This window comes from Salinibacter sp. 10B (assembly GCF_002954405.1).
In the GTDB taxonomy this organism is placed as follows: Bacteria; Bacteroidota; Rhodothermia; order Rhodothermales; family Salinibacteraceae; genus Salinibacter.
In genome coordinates this window covers 1159611-1179707 of sequence record NZ_MQWC01000004.1, presented here as the reverse complement: position 1 = coordinate 1179707, position 20097 = coordinate 1159611, and the positions used below count along the sequence as shown (strand labels likewise).

Below are 20097 nucleotides of genomic sequence, written 5' to 3'. Positions count from 1 at the left end.
GCCCCAAAGCCGGAAACGCCTCCGTTCGGTACCGTAAATATGGTCTGCGTTTTTTTGACTCAAGCTCTTTTTCCGTATGGCGGCTTCTCCCACCAAAATTGCCGAGCTCGACAACCAGTACAGCGACGACCGTGTGTTGCGGCGCTACCTGGAGCGCGTGCTTCCGTCGGAGATGCGGGCCGATGTCGAGTCCGATCTCCACGATCTGGGCGCGTTGGCTGGCGGGGAGCTCTACGATCTGCAATTGAAAGATCGGGGCAACGATCCCACCCTTACCCGGTACGGCCCGCAGGGCGACCGCATCGACCACGTCGAGCTCACGGAGTTGTGGCAGCGCGGGTTGGAGGAGACGGCCTCCCGGGGCGTCATCGCCGCCGCGTATGAACAGGAGCACGGGCGCTACAGCCGTATTGACCAGTTTGCGCGTGCCTATCTGCTGTTGCCCGGCACCGACATGCTGGGGTTCCTCCTCGCTACGACCGATGGTGCGGCCCGCACGCTTCTAAATCATGGCTCTGAGGATTTGGTGGACGAGGCGCTTCCGCACCTCCTCAGTCGTTCTCCGGACACATTCTGGACCAGCGGGCAATGGCGCACCGAGAAAGAGGGCGGCACGGATCTTAGCCAGATTGAGACCACCGCTCACCGCAACGCCGATGGGACCTGGCGCCTGCACGGACACAAATGGTTTACGAGCTCGACGACCGCGAACATGGCCCTCGTGCTCGCCCGTACGGAGGACGTTGCGGACGACGGCCTTACATTGTTTCACGTTCCGATTCGGGAGAGTGGGAGCGAGTCGCCCCACGACGGGATTCAGGTGAATCGGATGAAGGACAAGATGGGCGCCCGAAAGTTGCCAGTTTCTGAGGTGGAGCTCGACGGGGCGGTGGCCCGTCCCGTGTCCGGCGTCGGCGAGGGAACGCGCACCCTGGGGCCGATGGTGCGCATTGCACGCACCTGGAACGCCGTGTTAGCGACAGGACTCATGCGGCGGGGGCTTGCCCTGGCGCGCGACTTTAGTCGAAACCGCGAGGCCTTTGGTACGCCCATCATTGAGAAGCCGCTCCATTACGACACAATGGCGTCCCTGCAGGCGACCTTCGAGGGGGCCTTCCACCTCACGTTTCGACTCGTGGAGCTGTTGGGAAAGCAGGAGGCCGGAGAGATGAGCGAGCAGGAGCGCCACCTCTTCTCTGTTCTCACGCCGTTGGTGAAGCTGACCACGGCCAAACAGGCCACCAATGTACTGGGGGAAATCATGGAGGCGTTTGGTGGGGGCGGGTACGTCGAAGACACCGGCGTTCCCATGCTACTTCGCAACGCCTATGCGCTGCCGCTGTGGGAGGGCACGACCAACGTGATGGCGCTGACGGCCCTACAGAAATTGCGTCAAGATGGACGCTTCGCGGCGGTACGGGCGGAGCTGGCTCGGTGCGAACAGGCCGTAGAGACGCCTGCTCTCGAACAGGCGGTAGAGACGGCGCAGGGGGCATTTCGAAACGCCATGGAGTGGCTAGCCGAAGCCCTGGAGGATGGGTCGGACGCCGTAGAGGCTGGGGCGCGGCGCTTTGCTCTCACCCTCGGCCACGCACTTGAACTTGCCCTGCTGGCTCGGCATGCCCAATGGACGCTTCCAACGGATGGGAGCCGGGCCACGGCGGTCGTTGAGCACTTTGCGGCGCAGGGCATCGATCACATTGCCCCCCGTCGGCACTACGAGGCGTACCTGCTTGCGAACGACCACGCCAGCCAGTCGCTCTTCGGACCGTCGGCGCCCACCACTAATGGCACGGTCAAGGAAACGGCGTCTGAATAGCGTCTGTCCCGTTTCGCCGGTCAGGCTGAAAACTGTGCTACGTTGAAGTATAGGGCATAGGCCACGTAGAACCAGTTGCACAGCCCGTGAACGAAGGCCCATCCCACGGAGCTGTACGTGGAATACGAAATGGTCGTCGCCAGGGCAATGCCGAGAGCGGTCAGGAAAGAGACGCCTTTATCCACTGCGTTGCTGCTGTCAGACATGATTGCTGCGGGGGAGATGAACAGGGCGGGCAGGGGGCACGGCCGGGCCATAAAGGGGCGAGAATGCTTATACCGGATCCTTCAGCATTGTTCGGGCCTGGACGGACGCGGTTTACGCCTCCGAAAAGTCCCGATGCCCAAAGTAGTGGAGGACGTATTTGATTTTGGAGGCCTTCGCCGGGCCGAAGCCGGGCAGCTCCTTTAGCCGCTTCTCGATCGTGTCCAGGTCCGCGCCGTCGTTCCACATATTCGCGGCATTGCCGTCGTATTTCTCCGCAATGAGCCCCGCCACCTCCTGCGTATTCTCCGCCATCTTGTTGGTGAAGCGGTGCACGGCGGGCGACTCTGCGAAGTGCTCCTGGAACTCCTCGAAGTCCATCTTGGCAATCTTCGCCATGTCGAGATGACCGAGGCGGTCTTTGAGGCGGAGTGGGCCGGTAAAGGCCGACTCGGCGCGGACGCGCTGGTCGTAGAGCAGGCCGAGCAGGGCCGCATTGGGATCGTCGCGGAGGCGGTCGTCCTGTTCAATCTCGCCGGTCAACGTGCCTTCCTCCTTAAACCGGTCCATCATGCGGACAAGGCCGCCGGAGAGGTCGCTGTAGTCGATGTGGGAGATTTCGATAGCCATTGTCGGGGTGCTGTTTCCGAGGAGAGGATGACAAGAGGGGGCGGCAGCACGAGGGCGTGCAGTGTGGAGGACTGCACGCTCCCGTCCGCAGGCCAATTTACTGCACGATGTAGGAAAATCCGCCGTTCGTGCCGACGTACGTGAAGTTCTCCGAGTCCTGGAAAATGATGTTGTACTTCACGTTGACGTCCAGGTCGATGCCTTCGGCCAATGGAATCCGCAGACCGAGGCGAGGAACGGCGCCGAATTTGGTTTCTGAGCTACCGTTGCTCAGGAAATACGGGCCCACTTCTCCACCGATGTACGGCTGGACGCCCGTAAGGGAGAAGTTGTACTTGAGGGCAAGGTGGACCGGGATGACGTTCAGGTCTCCGACAGCTCCTTTTCCTTTGAATTGGTGATATCCCCCGGCAATGCCGACGAATCCGGCTCGGGAGGCCCGGTAGTAGTACCCGGCGTCAATTGCCAGGCCGGTCTTGTAGGCATCGGACTGGTCCCCCATCACGAATTGCGGCCCGGAGTTGAAGTACAGTTGGTGTCGCCAGGTGGGTTGAGCCTCGGCGGGCAGGGCCGTGAAGAGAAAAAGGGCACAGACAGTAAGGAGGAGACGCTTCATGGTCAGGGGTGAGGTTGAGTGCGAAAGAGGAGACGAATCGAATCCAGAGGAGTCAGTCAATCCAGCGGGCGGCATCTTCGGCAAAGTAGGTGAGAATGAGGTCGGCTCCGGCACGGCGGATGCCGGTGAGGGCTTCGAGGGCACAGTTCTTTTCGTCGAGCCAGCCGTTTTGGGCAGCAGCCTTAATCATGGCGTACTCGCCGCTCACGTTGTAGGCAGCCACCGGCACGTCGCTGTGCTGCTTCACGCGGTGGATGACGTCGAGGTAGGGGAGAGCCGGCTTCACCATCACCATGTCGGCGCCCTCCTCCAGGTCCAACATCAGTTCGCGGACGGCCTCTTCGCTGTTGGCCGGGTCCATCTGGTAGGTATCCTTGTTGTCCGGAATGGCCTTGTCGGGGGCTTCCTCGTCGCCCTTGGGCGCCGAGTCGAGGGCATCCCGGAAGGGGCCGTAGTAGGCCGACGAATATTTGGCGGTGTACGAGAGGATCGCCGTGTTCGCGTGTCCGGCATGGTCAAGGGCCTCACGGATCAGGCCCACGCGCCCGTCCATCATGTCGGAGGGCGCCACGATGTCGGCTCCGGCCTCGGCGTGGAGTACCGCCATGTCCCGCATCACGTCGATCGTCGCATCGTTCACGATTTCGCCGTCGCGCACGATGCCGTCATGGCCGTCACTGTTGTAAGGGTCGAGCGCCGTATCCGTGATCACCATCAGCTCTGGCACCGCCTCCTTGAGGGCGCGCACCGCATTCGGGTAGAGGTGGTCCGGCTCCAGGGCGTGCGCCGCGTCCGGGGTCTTCCGTGCGGCCGGAATCGCGGGGAAGAGGGCGACGGCCGGAATGCCCAGTGCAGAGAGCGTCTCGGCCTTGTCCACCAGCCGGTCAACGGTGTGCCGATAAGTGTCCGGCATGGACGGCACTTCTTCCCGCTCGTTCTCGCCCTCCATCACAAAGAGCGGGGCAATCAAGTTGTCTGTGGACAACCGCGTCTCCCGTGCCATGCGGCGAATGTTCTCGGTCCGACGGAGGCGACGGGGACGAAGGGGGAGGTCGTAATCGGCAGAAGAGGGCATGGAGGGAAAGAGAAATCCGTAGTTCGTACTGCGTAGGGCAAATGGTTGAGGAGCACCTTCACATTACGCCGACGAGCCGCGGGCAGGTACACAATCCGTGTGACGAGATCGTCGCCAAAGGGCCGTCTGTTACTGCCGAGCACGTCCAGGCACGTCCTCAAAATACGGTTAGTTGGACTGTGCCTGCTGCTTGACTTCCTGTCGATACTCCTTGCTGGCGTAGATGGCAACCTCGACGCGGCGATTTTGCTGCCGGCCCGCCTCGGTGTCGTTGGACGCCACCGGTTCGGACTCGCCCTTGCCTACCGTTTCGATTCGGTCCGAGGAAATGCCCTTGCGAGTGATGAAGTCGGCGGCAGACTGGGCGCGGCGCTCCGACAAGCCCTGGTTGTAGTCCGCCGGCCCTTTCGAGTCGGTGTGGCCGACAATGAGAATGTTGGATTCCTCGAAATCACGCATGGTGGTTGCAAACTCGGTGAGGTTTTCCTCGGCCGCACCCTGAATGGTGGAGGAGTCAAATTCGAAGAGGAGTCCGCTGTCGAAGGTTACTTTGATGCCTTCACCGACGCGTTCGACCTCTGCGTTTTCCAGTTGCTCGTCGAGCTCTTCGGCCTTGTTGTCCATTCGCTTCCCAATGATGGCACCGGCGGTGCCGCCCACGACGGCTCCGATGATGGCTCCTTCGGCTGTGCCGCCAGCCGCTTTACCAATGGCGGCCCCGGCTGCGGCCCCGGCCCCCGTGCCGATGGCGGCGCCCTTCTGCGTGTTTGTTAGGCTTGCGCATCCGCCGAGCAAGAGGACGGCCGAAAGGAGGGCCGCAACGAGAGGAAGGGGGCGTCGAAATCGAGACATCGAAGAGAGCATGGTTGAGAAGGGGAATGAGTGAACTGGAACGTGAGAGTGGCTCCGGACCGAGTCAAAGGGTAAGAAAGAGCGATCGGGCTGTCAGTGGAAAACCGGTGCAGAGCCCTTCAATCGTGTTAAGTTTCTGAAACGGGAGGGGCAATTACGGGGCAGGACGGAAGAGAACGGCAGAACGCCGACGCCATCCGGTTGGGAGACGAGGCGTATGCCCCGTCGAAGAGCGCTACAGGTCCGTTTTGTGACGCCATTCTGTGCCCTCGGGGGTATCCATCACCTCAATGCCGAGTGCCTCCAGCGTATCGCGGATGGCGTCGGCCCGGGCGTATTCGCCGTCGGAGCGGGCGGCTTCGCGCTCGTCGAGCAACTCGTCTACAGAGTCGGCAATATGGTCGCCGGAGAGCGCATCGTTGCCGGAAGAAGCGGACGAGGCATCTGCATCATGCTCCGGCTCTACGATGCCGAGAAGATCGTTTGTGCGGTCCAGCCAGTGGCGAGCACTGTGGGCCGCGGCGCTGCTGAGCGAATCGGCCTGTTCGATCGTCTTTACCCCCTCCAGTGCGGCCGCGGTGGCGGCCGGCGTGTTCAGGTCGTCGCACATGGCTTCCAGCATGCGGTCATAGATGTCTCCAAGCTGGGGACCGATTGGGTCCGGCCCATCAACGTCGGCCTCCATCGCTTCGTCCACGCGGTCGGACGCTTCCTGGAAACGCTGCACGTGCCGGGCAGCAGTGCGGAGGGTGTCGAGCGTGAAGTTGAACGGCTTACGGTACTGGCCTTGTAGGAGGGTGTATCGGAGAGCGAGAGGATCAACACCTCCCTGCGCGCGGATGGGGTCGGGGACGTGGTCGTCGTCCGGTCCGGGATTGATGAGGTCGCGGACGGTGTAAAAGTTGCCCTTCGACTTCGACATTTTCTCCCCTTCGACCTGTAGGAAGCGGGTGTGCACCCAGTAGTTGATGACCTTGTGCCCGGCCAGCGACTGGTTCTGGGCGATCTCGCACTCGTGGTGGGGAAAGATGAGGTCCTCCCCGCCTGTGTGGAGGTCGAACCGGTCGCCGAGGTAGCGCATGCCCATCACTGAGCATTCAATGTGCCAGCCCGGGTAGCCCCATCCCCACGGACTGTGCCAGTGCATCAGGTGATCGGGGTCGTGCTTCCAGAGCGCAAAGTCGCGCGGATCGCGCTTATCGGGATCTTCCACCACGTCGCGGTCGGTGGCCTGGAGCTGTTGGGCTTCCGTATTGCCGCTGAGGTGGCCGTAGTCGTCGAAGCTCTCCACGCTGAAGTACACGCCCTGGTCCGTGGTGTAGGCATGTCCCTTTTCCACGAGCTCAATCACGGCGTGGAGCTGATCGGTCACGTGCTCGGTGGCTCGGGGACGGACCTCCGGTTCGCGCAGGTTAAGGGCGCGCCAGTCGTCCAGAAATGCCTCCGTATAGTGACGGGCGAGGTCATTGATGTTGGCGAACCGCTCGCCTTCTCGCTCCAGGGCCTGCTGCATCTTATCCGCGCCGCCAGGGTCCACGAGGTCATCCTGCGTGAGGTGGCCCACGTCCGTGATGTTGCTTACGTTCGTCACGTCCCACCCAATTGCCTCGGCCGTGCGGCGGATGAGGTCCGCCGTAATGAAGGAGCGGAAGTTGCCGATGTGGGCGTAGGTGTAGACCGTCGGCCCGCAGCTATAGAAGCGGAGATGCTCCTCCTCAATGGGCTCGACGGGCTCCGTTTCGTGCGTCAGCGTGTTGTAGAGGCGGAAGGTAGGTGGCGACATGCAACGCTGGAGACACGGTTCAGAGGGATTCGAACAATGGTCGTTCGTCTGTACCCTGCCCGCACCGGATTGTGCCGTGAGTTCTGCGTGCATGGGTGGGCTCCGCGGAGGGCGGTAGACGAAGGGCTTTGGACGGATCTCAAAAGACGGGGACGTATGAATTTAGATGGGCACTGAGGGCGTTTCCGTGCTGGGATCCCTGTTTTTGAGTGGCTCCGGGCCGACAGATAATTTCTAACCCAAAACGGCTGTTTTCGTCTCTCAACGTCAGGATGGAAGATAAATTGAAGAGCCGAAGTGCGCCCGGAACTCGATCCTCGGTGGACAAGTATCGCTCATCGATTGTCAAGAGGTATCCACATGTCCTAACATGGACGAAAGCAGGTCTTCATATCGAGCGTTTCCTGCGCTGCTGGCGCTGTTGGTAGGAGGGGTTTTTGTCGTTACGCTTGGGTCCCCCGGATCCATTTCTGGTTGTGAGCAGGACGGTCCCGGACGTGTGGAGGCATCCGTAGGAGGCGCGAATACGCTAGAGACGCGGCGCCTATCGACCGCATCGAAGAACGAGCATTCTCCGGGGCAACTGTCAGCCTATTCGACCCCCGCGGAATCACGCTCGGAGTGCCGCTCCGATCATCCAGCGCAGAAATTCAGTGCCGGTGCCACCCGTCCCGTTCGGCTGGTGAATCGGGGCAATGCGGGACAGGACGTGAGGTGCTCGTCCGATGTCGACCAATCCCCGCCTCTCGGGTTCGTCGTCGCGTCGGTTGAAGACGACGACCAATCACACCTCTCGTCTTCCTCCTATCCTCAGGAGACCCGGAGAACCGTTCGCAGCGTCGTGCTGCGACTATAATCTGTCCGTTCGGTGTCGAGAGCGTTCGACATCGTCGCTTGCCCGTCCGGCCGCGTGGGTTGCGCTGGACGGAGCCCGTCTTTGTTTCTGGGGCCATCCGTTCGGGGGATGGGTCTTCCGACCGCTGGTGTTTGCTTTCCGGGGCGGAAGAACCGCATCCGTTCCGGACTACCTGCCCCGGTCCTCACGGTTCTCTGATGCTTCTACCTTTGGTCGACTCTATGATTACTCGTTGGTCTTCCGTTCTTTCGTCTCTTTCGTCCTTCATTCTGGCCATTCTCATTGGAGGAAGTCTCTCCGCCCCAGCGGCCGGGCAATCCTCTGCCGGGCCGCAGCAGGCCCCCACGGAGAGACAGCGTCTTGCGCCCGACTTTACGCTCGAGAAGATGAGCGGGGAGCCATTTCAGCTTTCCGAGCATCGTGGCGAGATTATTGTTCTGAATTTCTGGGCGACGTGGTGTCCTCCGTGTAAGCAAGAAATTCCGGGGTTCATTGCGCTTCAAAAGGAGTTTCGAGAGCAGGGAGTGACTTTCGTCGGGGTATCGCTCGATAAGGATGGGTTTTCGAGCGTTCGGCCGTACGCCGAAAAGATGGAGATCAATTACCCCTTGGTCGTAGATGACGGCACGGTTGCTGCCAAGTATGGCGGCGTTCGAGTATTGCCTTCCACCGTACTGATTGGGCCGGAAGGGAAGATTCGGCATCGGAAGGTCGGCTTTTTTCCCGAACAGCAGTTGCGTCTCCAGTTGAAAACGCTGTTGGGACAAACGGACTCCAGTGGATGGTAAAAGGCCGCTCGCTCATCCAAGACCGCCCTGTCACTGTTCCGCTCATCAATGCATTGTCATCATGACGACTTCCTCCACGGGCGAGGGATCGCCATCTCCTCAGCACGCCGCCGACTCGTCGTCCACCGGTACGGAGACGCAGCCGGTCTGGACGTTTGCCAGGCGCGTTGGTCGATTTCTTCGCCGCAACTGGATGTGGGGCGCCGTTCTCGCCTTTGGCGTGTACCTGTGGTACGATATTTCCCCAAACATCGACCTTCCGGAGAGTGGGCCGCAAGCCCCAGATTTTACTCTCCAGCGGATGAATGGAGAGACCTTTCAGCTTTCTGAGCATCGCGGCGAGGTGGTGGTCCTCAACGTATGGGCCACCTGGTGCCCGCCCTGCCGCGTCGAGATTCCCGGGTTTGTGGATCTTCAGCGGCAGTTTCGGGAGGATGGGGTGACCTTCGTCGGCCTCTCGGTAGACGAGGAGGGCTTGGCGGCCGTTCGGCAGTTTGCCGAAGACCAGACGCTGAACTATCCTCAGGTTGCCGATCGCGGGGTGGCGTATCGCAAGTATGGATCTACAACGACCGTTCCGCGAACCTTCGTCATCGACAAGCGCGGACAGATCCGGTACCAGCACACGGGATTGCTCTTGAAGGGGGCGTTGAAACCAGTGCTGGAGCAGCTCACCTCTGAGTCCGGCCCCGATGGCTGATTGTGCCGGATCCTTAGCTCACTGACTGCTCCCAGCTTGACCGAGTCTTTCACCGATGTATTTCACAGACGTCTTTCGTTTTCTCTCGGGACTTTTCACCGGCAGGAGCCCCTGGGGACGGGGGGGCTGCTGGGGACTGGTGCTGCTCATGATTTCTCTGCCGGCATACGGGCAGGGATTGGCGCCGGGGGGCGGGTCGTCGAGTGCTGCGCAGGGCGATGTGGAGTGGCGCGCCGAGAGCGAGCCCTCCGCTGCACGTTCGGGCGAGCGCTTGACGATTCGCTTTCACGGGCGAGTGACCGAGGGATGGCACACGTACGCGCTGGATTCGCCGGCGGGACGGCCGTTGGCGATTACCTTCGAGGCGGTGCCCCCCGGCCTGACGGTCGAGCGTCCCCTTCGCCAGTCTCGGCCGACGACCCAGTACGATCCCAACTTCGATTCCCAGGCGCGCTACCTGAACGGGCAGTTTGAGGTACGGGCAGCCCTCGCCGTGGGGCCGGAGGCATCGCGCGGTCCCGATACCTTGACGGCGTCGGTTCGCTACATGGTGTGCAACGACCGGTTGTGCATGCCGCCCCAGACGACGTCGATCTCGGTTCCGATTACGGTTGCGGACGGGACGCCGCGCGAGGCCTTCGAGCAGGCCCGCTTCGAGGGACTGGTGGCCCCGGCCTCCGATTCGACCTCCGGGACCGACGCGGATACGACGACCGCCGTTTCGGGCGCCGGTGGTGAGCAGCGAACGCAGGGTCTCTGGGGGCTTCTACTGCTCGCCACCGGTGCGGGGCTGGGCGCCCTCTTCATGCCGTGCCTGTTCCCGATGATTCCCCTCACGGTCTCCTACTTTACGAAGCACGCCGACGGCCCCGGGGAGACCCTCCGATTGGCGGGGGTGTACGGCCTCACAATCATCGCCACGTTCACTGGACTTGGGGCCCTGGCCGCGGCGCTTTTAGGCGCCTCCGGGGCGCAGGTCGTCGCGGCGAATCCGTGGGTGAACCTTGCGATTGGGGGCACGCTGCTAGCGTTCGCCCTCTCGCTGCTCGGGCTGTACGAACTCCGCCTGCCGTCCGGACTGCTCAATGCCCTCAACCGGTCCTCCAATGCCTACGGCGGATACGTGGGCGTCGTCTTCATGGCGCTCACGCTCACCGTCGTCTCCTTTTCGTGCACGGCACCGTTTGTGGGTGGCCTCCTGGCGGCCGCCGCACAGGGCACGTGGATTGATCCGGTGGTGGGAATGCTCGCCTTCTCGACGGTGATTGCCCTACCTTTTGTGGGGTTTGCGCTCTTTCCGAGCGGCCTTCGTCAATTGCCGACCTCCGGTCACTGGATGCACACCCTCAAGGTGACGTTCGGGTTCATCGAGCTGGTCGCCGCGCTCAAGTTCTTCTCGAACGCCGATCTCGTGTGGGGCACGGGGCTGCTCTCACGGTCCCTGGTGATTGCATTTACCGTCGTGCTGCTCGGGCTGGCGGGGCTGCATCTGCTCGGGAAGCTGCCACTCGCAACCGGCGGGGCTCCGCAATCCGAGGCGGCGGGCGACGAGAGTGCAGCGGGTGGGCCGGTGCGGATTGGCGTAGGACGCCTCTTTGCGGCAATGCTGTTTTTGGGAGGCGCCCTCTACGTGGCACCGGGGCTTTGGGGAGCGTCGTTGGGCAGCCTCGATGCGTATCTGCCCCCGCGCGACTCCTCTACCCGTCTTGTGACGGAAGCAGCGTCCGGAGGGGCGTCACCGTCGGTTTCCCAGCTCGACTGGAATATGGATGACATCGAGGCGGCATTGACCGACGCTCGGACCGGTGGGCAGCCCCTCTTCGTCGACTTTAGCGGCTACACGTGCACCAACTGTCGGGAGATGGAGACGAACGTCTTTCCCGAGCCCGTCGTGGCCGCCCACCTGCGAGAGGACCTTGCCCTGCTGCGGCTCCACACCGACGACGCCGAACGAGGACCGACGCTTCGACAATTCCAGCGCGAGCTCACCGGGACGGTCGCCCTTCCCACCTACGCCATCATCACCCCCGACAAGCAGGTGCTTGCGCAGCATCAGGGCATGGCTTCTCCGAGGACTTTCGACGAGTTTTTGGAACGAGGGATCGAGGCGGCTCGCTCCGAGGAGCCCAAGCGCGAATCCTGAGATTCGTGGTACGAGAGGGGGACCATCGGTGTACAAAAAGAAAAGCCGCTAAGCCCGAGAAAGGCTTAGCGGCTTTGCTGTAGCGGCGGCAGGATTCGAACCTGCGACCTTCAGGATATGAGCCTGACGAGCTACCACTGCTCCACGCCGCGATGTATTGCACCCTACTACACCCGTATTTCTGAAAAAGGTTTCCGCCGAGGTCGTGGAGAAATGACAAAAGTGATACTGAGACCAGACAAAAAATGAGAGGGCCTACTGGGAGTCGCCCGGCAGTAACGGTTGCTGGACTTGTCGTACAGTGCCGGCGGCTCACCATTACGACTGGTGAAGATGCACCGTACGTCTCGTAGTCTCCTCGATTTTCCCCCAGACTGCTTTGATCTCACCCCCGCGTAGTTAGCAGCAGCGGAAATTCAGTTCATTGGGGGACACAAAGAAAAACGCCGATTTCCGGCCCTGAGGGACCGAAAACCGGCGTTGGATCGCGGCTATTTCGGTAGCGGCGGCAGGATTCGAACCTGCGACCTTCAGGATATGAGCCTGACGAGCTACCACTGCTCCACGCCGCGATATTTCAGTCTACTCCACCTATGAGTCTAAAAAAAGTTTCTCTCGATGATGCGAATAATGAGAAAATTGAGTAAATGGTGTTTTCGGGACACATTAAACCACACCGCTACCGGAATTTCTGTAAATCCCGTCGTCACTCATGTGCCCCACATATCGTCCGAGGATCGTGACCTCCTCGAAAACATCCGGCTGAATGTGGATGTCGTCGTATTCAGGGTTGCAGGGTTCTAGCCGCAAGCCGTCTTCGTCGTGGAAGACGCGTTTCAGCGATGTTTCGCCGTTGTAGAGCACCGCCCCGATACCGCCCTCAGGGATGTCCTCGTCAATAAGGAGCACGTAGTCACCGTCGTGGATTTCGGCGCCGCGCATCGACTGCCCCGACACCCGAATGGCGAAGATGCGATCAAGGTTGGAAAAAAGCATGTCGAGGGTAATGGTCCCCAGGTCTGCCTCTACGGCTTCCTGCAACGTGCCTGCCGAGATGACTCCTTTAATGGGAATACCCGGCTCGTTCTTTTCTTTATAACGCTCTGCGAGATGGAAGCCATCCTCATTGCGAGTGAGGTGTCCCTTTCGGTGCAGCGCCTTCAGGTTTTGGGTGACGCTGTTCGGGGAGCTGTACCCAAAGTGATCGATAATTTCCCGATAGGTCGGCCACACGTCGTGCTCACGTGTGTAGTCAATCAGAAACTGCAGAAATTCGTGCTGTTTGGCGGTAAGCTTTTTCCGACCCATGACATTGCGGCCACTGTGGGAGAGGTGTCGAGGGGAGAAAACCCGTCGTCCACCGAAGCGGACATATATTCCACACAGTAATGGTATTGGGACGGGGGCGGAAGGTCAAGGCGGGTCGTTGTTGACTACTGTTTGGGAGAGCCGTAGCACCGTGCTTCTCAAGTCGGGGGCACCAGGGAATAAGGTGAGAAACGGGGGCATACGGAGGTCTAGGGGATGATAAGGATCCCTACATACACCAAGCGACGTCGATCCCGGAAGGCCGACGCCGCTTGGAGGGGGGGCACGTGCTATGGAGAGAGCGACTAGTGCTCTGTTACACGTCATTTATCTGTTCTAAGCGATCTCAAGATTCCCCTGGCAGGTCGCGCCGAGCGTGGCAATCTGAGATTGCCAAAGCCGAAGAGCCTCTCAAAAGCCATTGACTTCGGTAGGGATATTTCTCGACGATGGACATCTGAGATATCCTTGCTCGAAATGACGTACCGTAATTTGGGAATTTTGAAATCGCGGCCTCAACTCGCATGTTCATCTGTAACGGTCCACTAGTGGTGCGTCACGTTTTCCATGTCGGGGAGAACGATGGTCAGTGGACTGTATTCAGGCCGCAGAATGGCGTATTCAACACAGCGTGTTCAATTCGGCACCCGGCAGCTTCAGCTTGACTGACCACTAGCGCACCACGGTAAGCCGCTGGGTTCTGACAGTGGATCCGGCCTGCAGTCGCAGGAAGTACACGCCGCTCGACAAGTGATCGGTCGTGAACTGAAGGGTGTGCCGTCCGGGTTCGGCGGTGGTTTGTACCGTGCGCACCTGCCGTCCCATGACGTCGTAGAGGTGTAAGGCTACGTGCTTGGATGAGCCTTTCGGAATCGCAAATCGAACCATTGCCTGCGTGCGGGCTGGATTTGGAGACGTGCCCAAGAGCTGCACCCGCTGTACCGAGGGGCGAGACACTGTGAGCGGGTCAGAGTAGCTGGTTGTCCCGTTGGTATCGACCTGCTTAAGACGGTACGTCAGTGAGTCGGCGGCGTACGGGACGTCGGCGTCCTCGAAGTGGTAGGACTGCGCCTCGGTCGTCGTGCCGGCGCCGTCCACGGATCCAACGGTCTGCCATGTCTGATCTTCAGTCAGGCCGTCTCGTCGAGACGGCTTAACGGAGCTCCCGATCCGGCGCCCCCCATGGGCACTTGCTACGCGGCGCTGCACGTCAAATCCAGCGTTGTCGGTCTCCGAAATCGTTTGCCACTGAAGGGTCACCCCGTCGGTTTTGCTCGTCGTTGCGTCGAAGCGAGCCAACTCCACCGGCAAGGCCGTCGAGCCGTTTGAGAGCGGCAGTGCCGAGAAGCTCGACTGGCTGGTTCCATTCACCGTCGCGATCTCGCTTTTGCTCACCGTTAGCCCGTCGAGGGAGAAGCGGACGTCGGTGTCGGGGGCGCTGGAGGCAACGTCAATCGCGAGGAAGAAGAAGCCGTTCGAGGAAGGCACTGGCTGGTTGAAGCCACTGAACGTGAATGTTGCCTCGGCGCTATTGTCAGTCACGTCGAAGGCGGCGAGCAGCGGGTCGCTACTCCCCGGGTCAAAATTTTGGTCGGTCGACCAGTAGAGCGCCGCGCGCTTGATGCCGGAGACACCAGGAGCATTGTTTGAGATGGTTGCCCCAGTAAAGGCCGCCCCAGTTTCCTCGGCGACGAGCTTCAAGAGACCGACCGGATTGTCATCGGAGCCCGGCGACACCTGGGCGGTGAAGTCCAGATTCTGCGAGGCGCCGTCGGTGATTTGAAGGTCCGGCACGTCGGTAATCGAGAGGGTGAAGTCCTGGCTATCGGTGCCAGCATTTGGGTCGCTGACCTCGACGGTCACGTCGTAGCTGCTTTTTGACTCGAAGTCGGCCGTCGCAGTAAATTCGAGCTCATTGCTGCCGTTGATGTTGAAGTCCCCGGCATCGGGGCCGCTGAGCGAAAGATTATTGGTTCCGCCGTCCGGATCGTTGATCGTAATGCTGGTCAGGACGTTCGGGGGGCTGTTGTTTTCGTCGACCGATCCGCTCGTGGAGCCGAGGGCAAGCGTCGGCGGATCGTTGACATCCGTCACGGTGACGGTGATTGTCTGTGTGGCGATGTTGTTGCTCGATTCGCCGTCGTCGGCGCTGACCTCCACCACGTAGTCGTTGTTGCCGTCGCTGTCGGTGGGATTTTCGTAGTCGAGCGCGGTGTCAAGAGTCAGTTCACCAGTGTTCACGTCGATGTTGAACACTCCCTCATCCGCACCGCCGCTGAGTGTGTAGTTGACTCCACTGTCGTTGCTTCCCTCGCCGCCATCGTCGGCGTTGACGTCCAGGACCGTGCCGGTGCTGCTCTCAGGGACGGAGGCCGAGTTGGACGAGTTGAACGCGGGCGGAAGGTTATTGACGGTGACGTTTACGGTGATGGTGGCCGAGCCGCCGTTGCCGTCGGATACCTGCACGTCAAAGGCGTCCGAGCCGCTGACGTCGGGGTTCGGATCGTACGTGAGGCCGGAGGGCTGCACTTCGGTTCCACTGCCGGCAGTGGTTGGGAATCCAGACAGGCTGCCGTTGGACGGGGCCGCCGATACGGTCCACTCCAGCGTTTGGCCCCCGTCGGGGTCGTCCACCTCCAATTGCGAGTTGAGGGACGTGGCCGCCGCGTCTTCGTCGACGCTCAGCGACGTGCTCGAACCGGCGGTGAAGGTGGGGGAGGCGTTCGCCTGGATTTTGAGTCCGATGATAGACGCGTTCCAGAAGTCTTGAGCTTCCAGGAACGCCGTCGATTCATACGTTCCTTTCGAACTCACCTCTCGGGTGGCAAGCATCAAATTGCCTTCTGCGTTGCCGTCATCGGGGGTGTTCCCGTTGTCCGTCTCTGCAATCTTGGTAAAGTTAGCTCCGGGATCTGCAAATATGACGCCATCGAACCCGAAGCTCGTGATTCCGAGCAAGAGCTCTTGCGCCTGCGTCGTCGTCACGCTGCCGGAAAAGGCGTTTATGTTCCGAGAAGGGTTGAAATTTCCACTCGTCACGTCGACCGCATTCGATTTTTCCAACCCCGAGACCTCAATTGCACAAAACCCGAGTGGGTCGGTGCTCCCGTTTTTGACGGTGATCGTCGACCCACTCGGCCAGGCCTGCGAGTCGAAGTCCGCATGCAACCAGTGACCGTCATATCCGCTATCGGTAAAGCCGTACACCTGCGAGAGAGACTGACTCGTCCCGCTCCCGTCGTCAATAGTCACTGTAAATGAATTCGTCGAAAACGCGGTCGCAGGAACGACCAGCAAAGCGTTCCCCGAGTCAACGGCATTGTTGATCTGAGCCGAAATAGGTGACTGGGAACCGTACGAGCATGCAAGTTTCTCCGTCGATACCTGGGCGGACGCAGGAGCGACCGTTCCGACGAAAGCGAAGAGAAAGACAACGAGAGTCGCTTTTGGGACAGTGGCAGGGGAAGCAGTATTCATTTTCTGGATCTGTCTACTTGGTGATCAATGACGAGCAGACGGGTTCTTCGTGGATTCGCCCCGGTGAGAAAGTGTATTCACCCTACACGGGTCAGCCTTGTCCTGCGTCGCCTCCAGCCTCGTTGACGTCCTTTTTTAGTTTCGACACGACGAGCTCGTATTTCCGCTTTTCGGGATCCTGACTGAGGACCGGAACGAGAAACACCTCGCCCGCGCCGACGTCGGCGTGCTCGACGGAGTAGAGTCCCTGGTCGAAAATCGCATCGTCCGAGCCCTCAAAGAGGACAGAAAACCCGTCAATCTGAGCGTTGCTGGTGTCGTTGTAGTCGACTTGTGTAAGTTCGACGGTCGTGTTCTCGTCGATCTTCACTATGAGGGTCGTTCCTTCCGTTCCCTCATAGTGCTCGCGATTGTGGATATCAGACATGGTTGTACCGGTTCATTCCAGAGTCTATAGGCCGAGGAGGTCATCAGGACCGGGGCGGATAAAGGCCTTGCAGGGCAATGATGAAGTTTACTGTCGTGTAGGGCTGCATCTTCGACACGGGTTGAGATCCGCCCGTATTGCCTGATTGAGCTTCTACACTTATGGCACTCTTCGAGAGGGACACGTTCGGGCCTTTGTCTTTGTAGTAGATGCTTTCAGTTGGATTCCCAAGGAGACTACCGTCTGGCGTTTTGGAATCCGCCGATTCGCCCCTTCCTTCTCCGACGTGTGCCTCAATATTGGCCTTCGTGATCTGGATCGGATGGTTGTGCGCCGGCATCTGGTCGATGCTCATTGTTTCTTCCTCTCGGCCGCCCTGCTGTCCCATTGAGTAGTGGCGGCCGTGTCCTTGCCCCTGATGCACCGGGGCGCGACCGCGCAGGTCGGGGAGCGCGAAGGTCGTGCGTCCGTCGCCGCCATAGTAGGTGCCGAGCAACGAGAAGAGGGCCTGGTTCTGCGAGATCGGAAGTGTTTGCCCATTACACAGGGCCCAGCCCTGCGGGGCATAGTTGAAGCCGACCATGGTGATTTGTCCGATAAATGGCTCCATAAGGGATTTGCTTTGCGTACGTGATAAAAAAAGAAGGGTAGAGAGCAGGGGGCGTTGGTGTCTTCCGCTGTTCAGCTTGAGGGATCGATGTCAACGGCCCGCTGATGGGCACGAATGTGGAGCGGGAGGGGCGCAGGAGAGAGTGTGTAGTGCAACAGCGCTCTGTGTGCAATCTACGCAACCAAAAGAGGAAGCGGTTTTCGATTGGTCGACCCTAACGGATCGGAATAAGGAGCTTTAATTCAAATGATAGTATACAACATCATATTTTAATATTCAAGGTATTTGCATTGGGTCCGTTTTTTCTAATATCTCAGCCGATACATGGATAGCAGCCGAGTGCAGGCCGGAGTGCGTTCTGGGGTTGAGATCCTGAAGTTTGTGCTTGTCACGAGATGACGTGATCTTCAGCGTCGTCATCCAGAATAGAGGAGCCGGCGGACGAACGTTATTGCAAATGTTGCAATCTGTTGTACATATGTTGCACGACAGAGGGAAGAGCCTCCGTTTCTTCTAAATGGTTTGTCGTTTGGGGGGTAAGGTCGTTCAGGCAAGCCGTTGGGCGTTTGGTCTCGCCCGGGCTCGGGTGAGTTTGCGCTCCGAATGCTTCGCGGCGTTAATCCGGACCGGCATGCTGGAAAACGAGGGAGGTGATATTCCCCAAGGATCGAAGGGAAGACACTTGGGGGACAGTGGAGCGGGGCGGAGCAGTATAGCATCACGTGCGACAGAAATTCCCCTTTCATTTTCCCATACGTTCATGCACATCGGTTCGATTTACGCCATCGCTGCCTTGTTTATCGGCGCAGGACTCGCCCATTTTCTGTGGCCAGAGACCTTCGTTCGGGTCGTACCGCCGTATGTCCCACGTCCGTTCTTGGTTGTCTACCTCAGCGGTGTTGCCGAAGTCCTGGGAGGCATCGGGGTTCTCGTTCCCAGTGTCCGGCCATACGCGGGCTGGGGGCTCATCCTGCTGCTATGTGCCGTCTTCCCGGTACACGTCTACATGGTGCGTCACCCGAAGGCCTTTTCTCAGATCCCACTCTGGGTGCTCTACGCTCGGCTGCCGTTACAATTCGCATTGATGGCCTGGGTGTACTGGGCAGTGTGCCGGTCCGGCATCTGATTGGGCGTCTGAACGAAACGTTCACGCCTCTCGCCGGTCGACGCTGGCATTCGCGGCGACAGGGCAGTTATCTTGTGGATGCTGGTTCTCGTTCGCCGTACCAGAAGCCGCGGACGTGCGCGTCGCCGGGGGGATGTATTGCGTATTCCGTATCGGGACTGGACGGTGTCACTCTTGATCCTGATGCGCAAGTCGCGACAGGCAATAGTGCGTCCTCAAGGATGATGTCTCTGGCTCCGGCGAGCTTTTTTTTCTTCATTCCCACTCTGGAATCTCCATTCTCCAATCGCATGATTGATCGTTATACCCGCCCGCCCATGGCGGATCTCTGGAGCGAAGAGCAGAAGTTTCAGTCCTGGCTCGACGTAGAACTCGCCGCCTGTGCCGCGTGGAGCGAGATTGGCGCCATTCCGCCCGAGGACGTGGAGACGCTCTACGATGAAGCCGACTTCGACGTCGATCGCATCAAGGAAATCGAGAAGGAGACGAAGCATGACGTGGTGGCCTTTACGCGAGCCGTCAGCGAGACGCTGGGGGAGGAGAAGAAGTGGGTGCACTACGGCCTCACCTCCACCGACGTGGTGGATACTGCCTACATGGTGCGCATCAAGAAGGCCAACAGCCTCATCCGCACCCAGCTGGACCGGATGATCGACGTACTGGCGGAGAAGGCCCGAGAGCACAAGGAGACGCTCACCATGGGGCGCACGCATGGGGTGCATGCCGAGCCGACGACGTTCGGCCTCAAGATGGCCCGCTTCTACGACGAAATGAATCGCCATAAGGAGCGCTTTGAGCGAGCGGCCGAGGAGATGCGCGTGGGCAAACTCTCGGGAGCGGTGGGGACGTTTGCCCACATTCCGCCGGAGGTGGAACGGTACACCTGTGAGCGCCTCGGCCTCAAGCCCGCTACTATCTCCACGCAGGTCCTCTCGCGCGATCGGCACGCGAACTACCTCAGCGTCATCGCCGGCATTGGCGCCACGCTCGAAAAGATGGCCGTAGAGGTGCGGCACTTGCAGCGGAGCGAGGTACGGGAGGCGGAAGAATCGTTCAGTGCGGGGCAGAAGGGGTCGTCGGCCATGCCGCACAAGCGAAATCCTGTGGGTTCCGAGAACATTACCGGGTGTGCGCGGCTTCTGCGCGGCTACATGAACAGCGAGTTTGACAACGTGGCCCTGTGGCACGAGCGCGACATCAGCCACTCGTCGGTCGAGCGCATTGTGTTGCCGGACGCGACCACGCTCCTGCACTACGCGCTCCGCCGCTTCAGCGGCATTATCGACAACCTCGTCGTCTACGAGGACACGATGCGCGAAAACATGGAGGAGACGTACGGCCTCTACAACAGCCAGCGCCTCATGCTGAAGCTCATCGACAAGGGCTTGAACCGGGAGGATGCCTACGACCGTGTGCAGCCCCTCGCCATGACGGCATGGGAGGAGGAGCGCCCGTTTCAAGAGGTCGTGGCCGAGGCCGAAGAGATTACCGAGGTGTTGTCCGACGAGGAGATTGAGGACGTATTCGACCCGCGGTACCACGTGCGGAATGTGGATCGGATCTTCCGGCGGGTGGGGCTGGAAGAGTGACGAGGAGGGCGTGGCGGCCGTTCGGGGTTCCGGCCGAAACGGAGGTCCGTACGGTTCGGCAATAGCACCGTGGTGGCACGAACCGCAGCCTGAT

The 20097-nt window shown here is 60.2% G+C and carries 16 protein-coding genes and 2 tRNA genes; 6 read left to right on the top strand and 12 right to left on the bottom strand.

Annotation, left to right across the window (positions count from 1 at the left end; all coding sequences use genetic code 11):
* Positions 1–76 precede the first annotated feature (76 nt).
* Positions 77–1819, top strand: a complete 1743-nt coding sequence (locus tag BSZ35_RS05165) for an acyl-CoA dehydrogenase family protein (RefSeq protein ID WP_105011445.1) — start codon at positions 77–79, stop codon at positions 1817–1819.
* A gap of 20 nt (positions 1820–1839) precedes the next feature.
* Here BSZ35_RS05165 and BSZ35_RS05160 read toward each other — a convergent pair whose 3' ends face one another.
* The 6 genes from BSZ35_RS05160 to cysS all read right to left on the bottom strand — a co-directional run bounded on the left by BSZ35_RS05160 (position 1840) and on the right by cysS (position 6979).
* Positions 1840–2025: a hypothetical protein gene (locus BSZ35_RS05160; protein ID WP_105011444.1), complete on the bottom strand. Its 186-nt coding sequence runs from the start codon at positions 2023–2025 to the stop codon at positions 1840–1842.
* Between the two features lie 112 nt (positions 2026–2137).
* A complete protein-coding gene (locus tag BSZ35_RS05155) occupies positions 2138–2653 on the bottom strand; it encodes a hypothetical protein (protein WP_105011443.1) in 516 nt (171 codons plus the stop codon).
* Between the two features lie 97 nt (positions 2654–2750).
* Positions 2751–3269, bottom strand: a complete 519-nt coding sequence (locus BSZ35_RS05150; protein WP_181149186.1) for an outer membrane beta-barrel protein — start codon at positions 3267–3269, stop codon at positions 2751–2753.
* A 52-nt stretch (positions 3270–3321) separates the two neighbouring features.
* The gene (gene hemB, locus BSZ35_RS05145) at positions 3322–4344 is read right to left on the bottom strand and encodes a porphobilinogen synthase (RefSeq protein ID WP_105011441.1); all 1023 of its coding nucleotides are present in this window, start codon (positions 4342–4344) and stop codon (positions 3322–3324) included.
* A 168-nt stretch (positions 4345–4512) separates the two neighbouring features.
* Positions 4513–5196, bottom strand: coding sequence for an OmpA family protein (locus tag BSZ35_RS05140; protein ID WP_219846591.1), 684 nt, complete (start codon positions 5194–5196; stop codon positions 4513–4515).
* Between the two features lie 235 nt (positions 5197–5431).
* Positions 5432–6979, bottom strand: a complete 1548-nt coding sequence (gene cysS, locus BSZ35_RS05135; protein WP_105011439.1) for a cysteine--tRNA ligase — start codon at positions 6977–6979, stop codon at positions 5432–5434.
* Positions 6980–8056: 1077 nt separating this feature from the next.
* Here cysS and BSZ35_RS05130 point away from each other — a divergent pair.
* From BSZ35_RS05130 to BSZ35_RS05120, 3 genes are all read left to right on the top strand, one after another.
* Positions 8057–8623 (top strand): TlpA disulfide reductase family protein, encoded by a 567-nt coding sequence (locus BSZ35_RS05130; RefSeq protein ID WP_181149185.1) that lies wholly within the window; start codon positions 8057–8059, stop codon positions 8621–8623.
* Between the two features lie 61 nt (positions 8624–8684).
* A complete protein-coding gene (locus tag BSZ35_RS05125) occupies positions 8685–9323 on the top strand; it encodes a TlpA disulfide reductase family protein (protein ID WP_105011437.1) in 639 nt (212 codons plus the stop codon).
* Positions 9324–9471: 148 nt separating this feature from the next.
* Positions 9472–11466 carry a thioredoxin family protein gene (locus BSZ35_RS05120; protein WP_181149184.1) on the top strand — a complete coding sequence of 665 codons (1995 nt, stop codon included), beginning with the start codon at positions 9472–9474 and terminating at the stop codon, positions 11464–11466.
* 80 nt (positions 11467–11546) lie between these two features.
* On the opposite strand, the gene BSZ35_RS05115 is transcribed toward BSZ35_RS05120, so the two are convergent.
* The 6 genes from BSZ35_RS05115 to BSZ35_RS05090 all read right to left on the bottom strand — a co-directional run bounded on the left by BSZ35_RS05115 (position 11547) and on the right by BSZ35_RS05090 (position 17288).
* Positions 11547–11618 (bottom strand) — tRNA-Met (locus tag BSZ35_RS05115).
* A 348-nt stretch (positions 11619–11966) separates the two neighbouring features.
* Positions 11967–12038: transfer RNA gene (locus BSZ35_RS05110), tRNA-Met, on the bottom strand.
* A gap of 94 nt (positions 12039–12132) precedes the next feature.
* On the bottom strand, positions 12133–12774 hold the full coding sequence (locus tag BSZ35_RS05105; protein WP_105011435.1) for a S24 family peptidase: 642 nt from the start codon (positions 12772–12774) through the stop codon (positions 12133–12135).
* Positions 12775–13446: 672 nt separating this feature from the next.
* On the bottom strand, positions 13447–16026 hold the full coding sequence (locus BSZ35_RS05100; protein WP_181149183.1) for a cadherin domain-containing protein: 2580 nt from the start codon (positions 16024–16026) through the stop codon (positions 13447–13449).
* Positions 16027–16342: 316 nt separating this feature from the next.
* Complete coding sequence (locus tag BSZ35_RS05095) at positions 16343–16678, bottom strand: hypothetical protein (protein WP_105011433.1); 336 nt, start codon at positions 16676–16678, stop codon at positions 16343–16345.
* A 43-nt stretch (positions 16679–16721) separates the two neighbouring features.
* Complete coding sequence (locus tag BSZ35_RS05090) at positions 16722–17288, bottom strand: tail fiber protein (protein WP_105011432.1); 567 nt, start codon at positions 17286–17288, stop codon at positions 16722–16724.
* Positions 17289–18048: 760 nt separating this feature from the next.
* Between BSZ35_RS05090 and BSZ35_RS05085 the strand changes: the two genes are divergently transcribed.
* Positions 18049–18414, top strand: coding sequence for a DoxX family protein (locus BSZ35_RS05085; protein WP_105011431.1), 366 nt, complete (start codon positions 18049–18051; stop codon positions 18412–18414).
* Between the two features lie 290 nt (positions 18415–18704).
* Complete coding sequence (gene purB, locus BSZ35_RS05080; protein ID WP_105013730.1) at positions 18705–20003, top strand: adenylosuccinate lyase; 1299 nt, start codon at positions 18705–18707, stop codon at positions 20001–20003.
* The last annotated feature ends 94 nt before the right edge of the window (positions 20004–20097 follow it).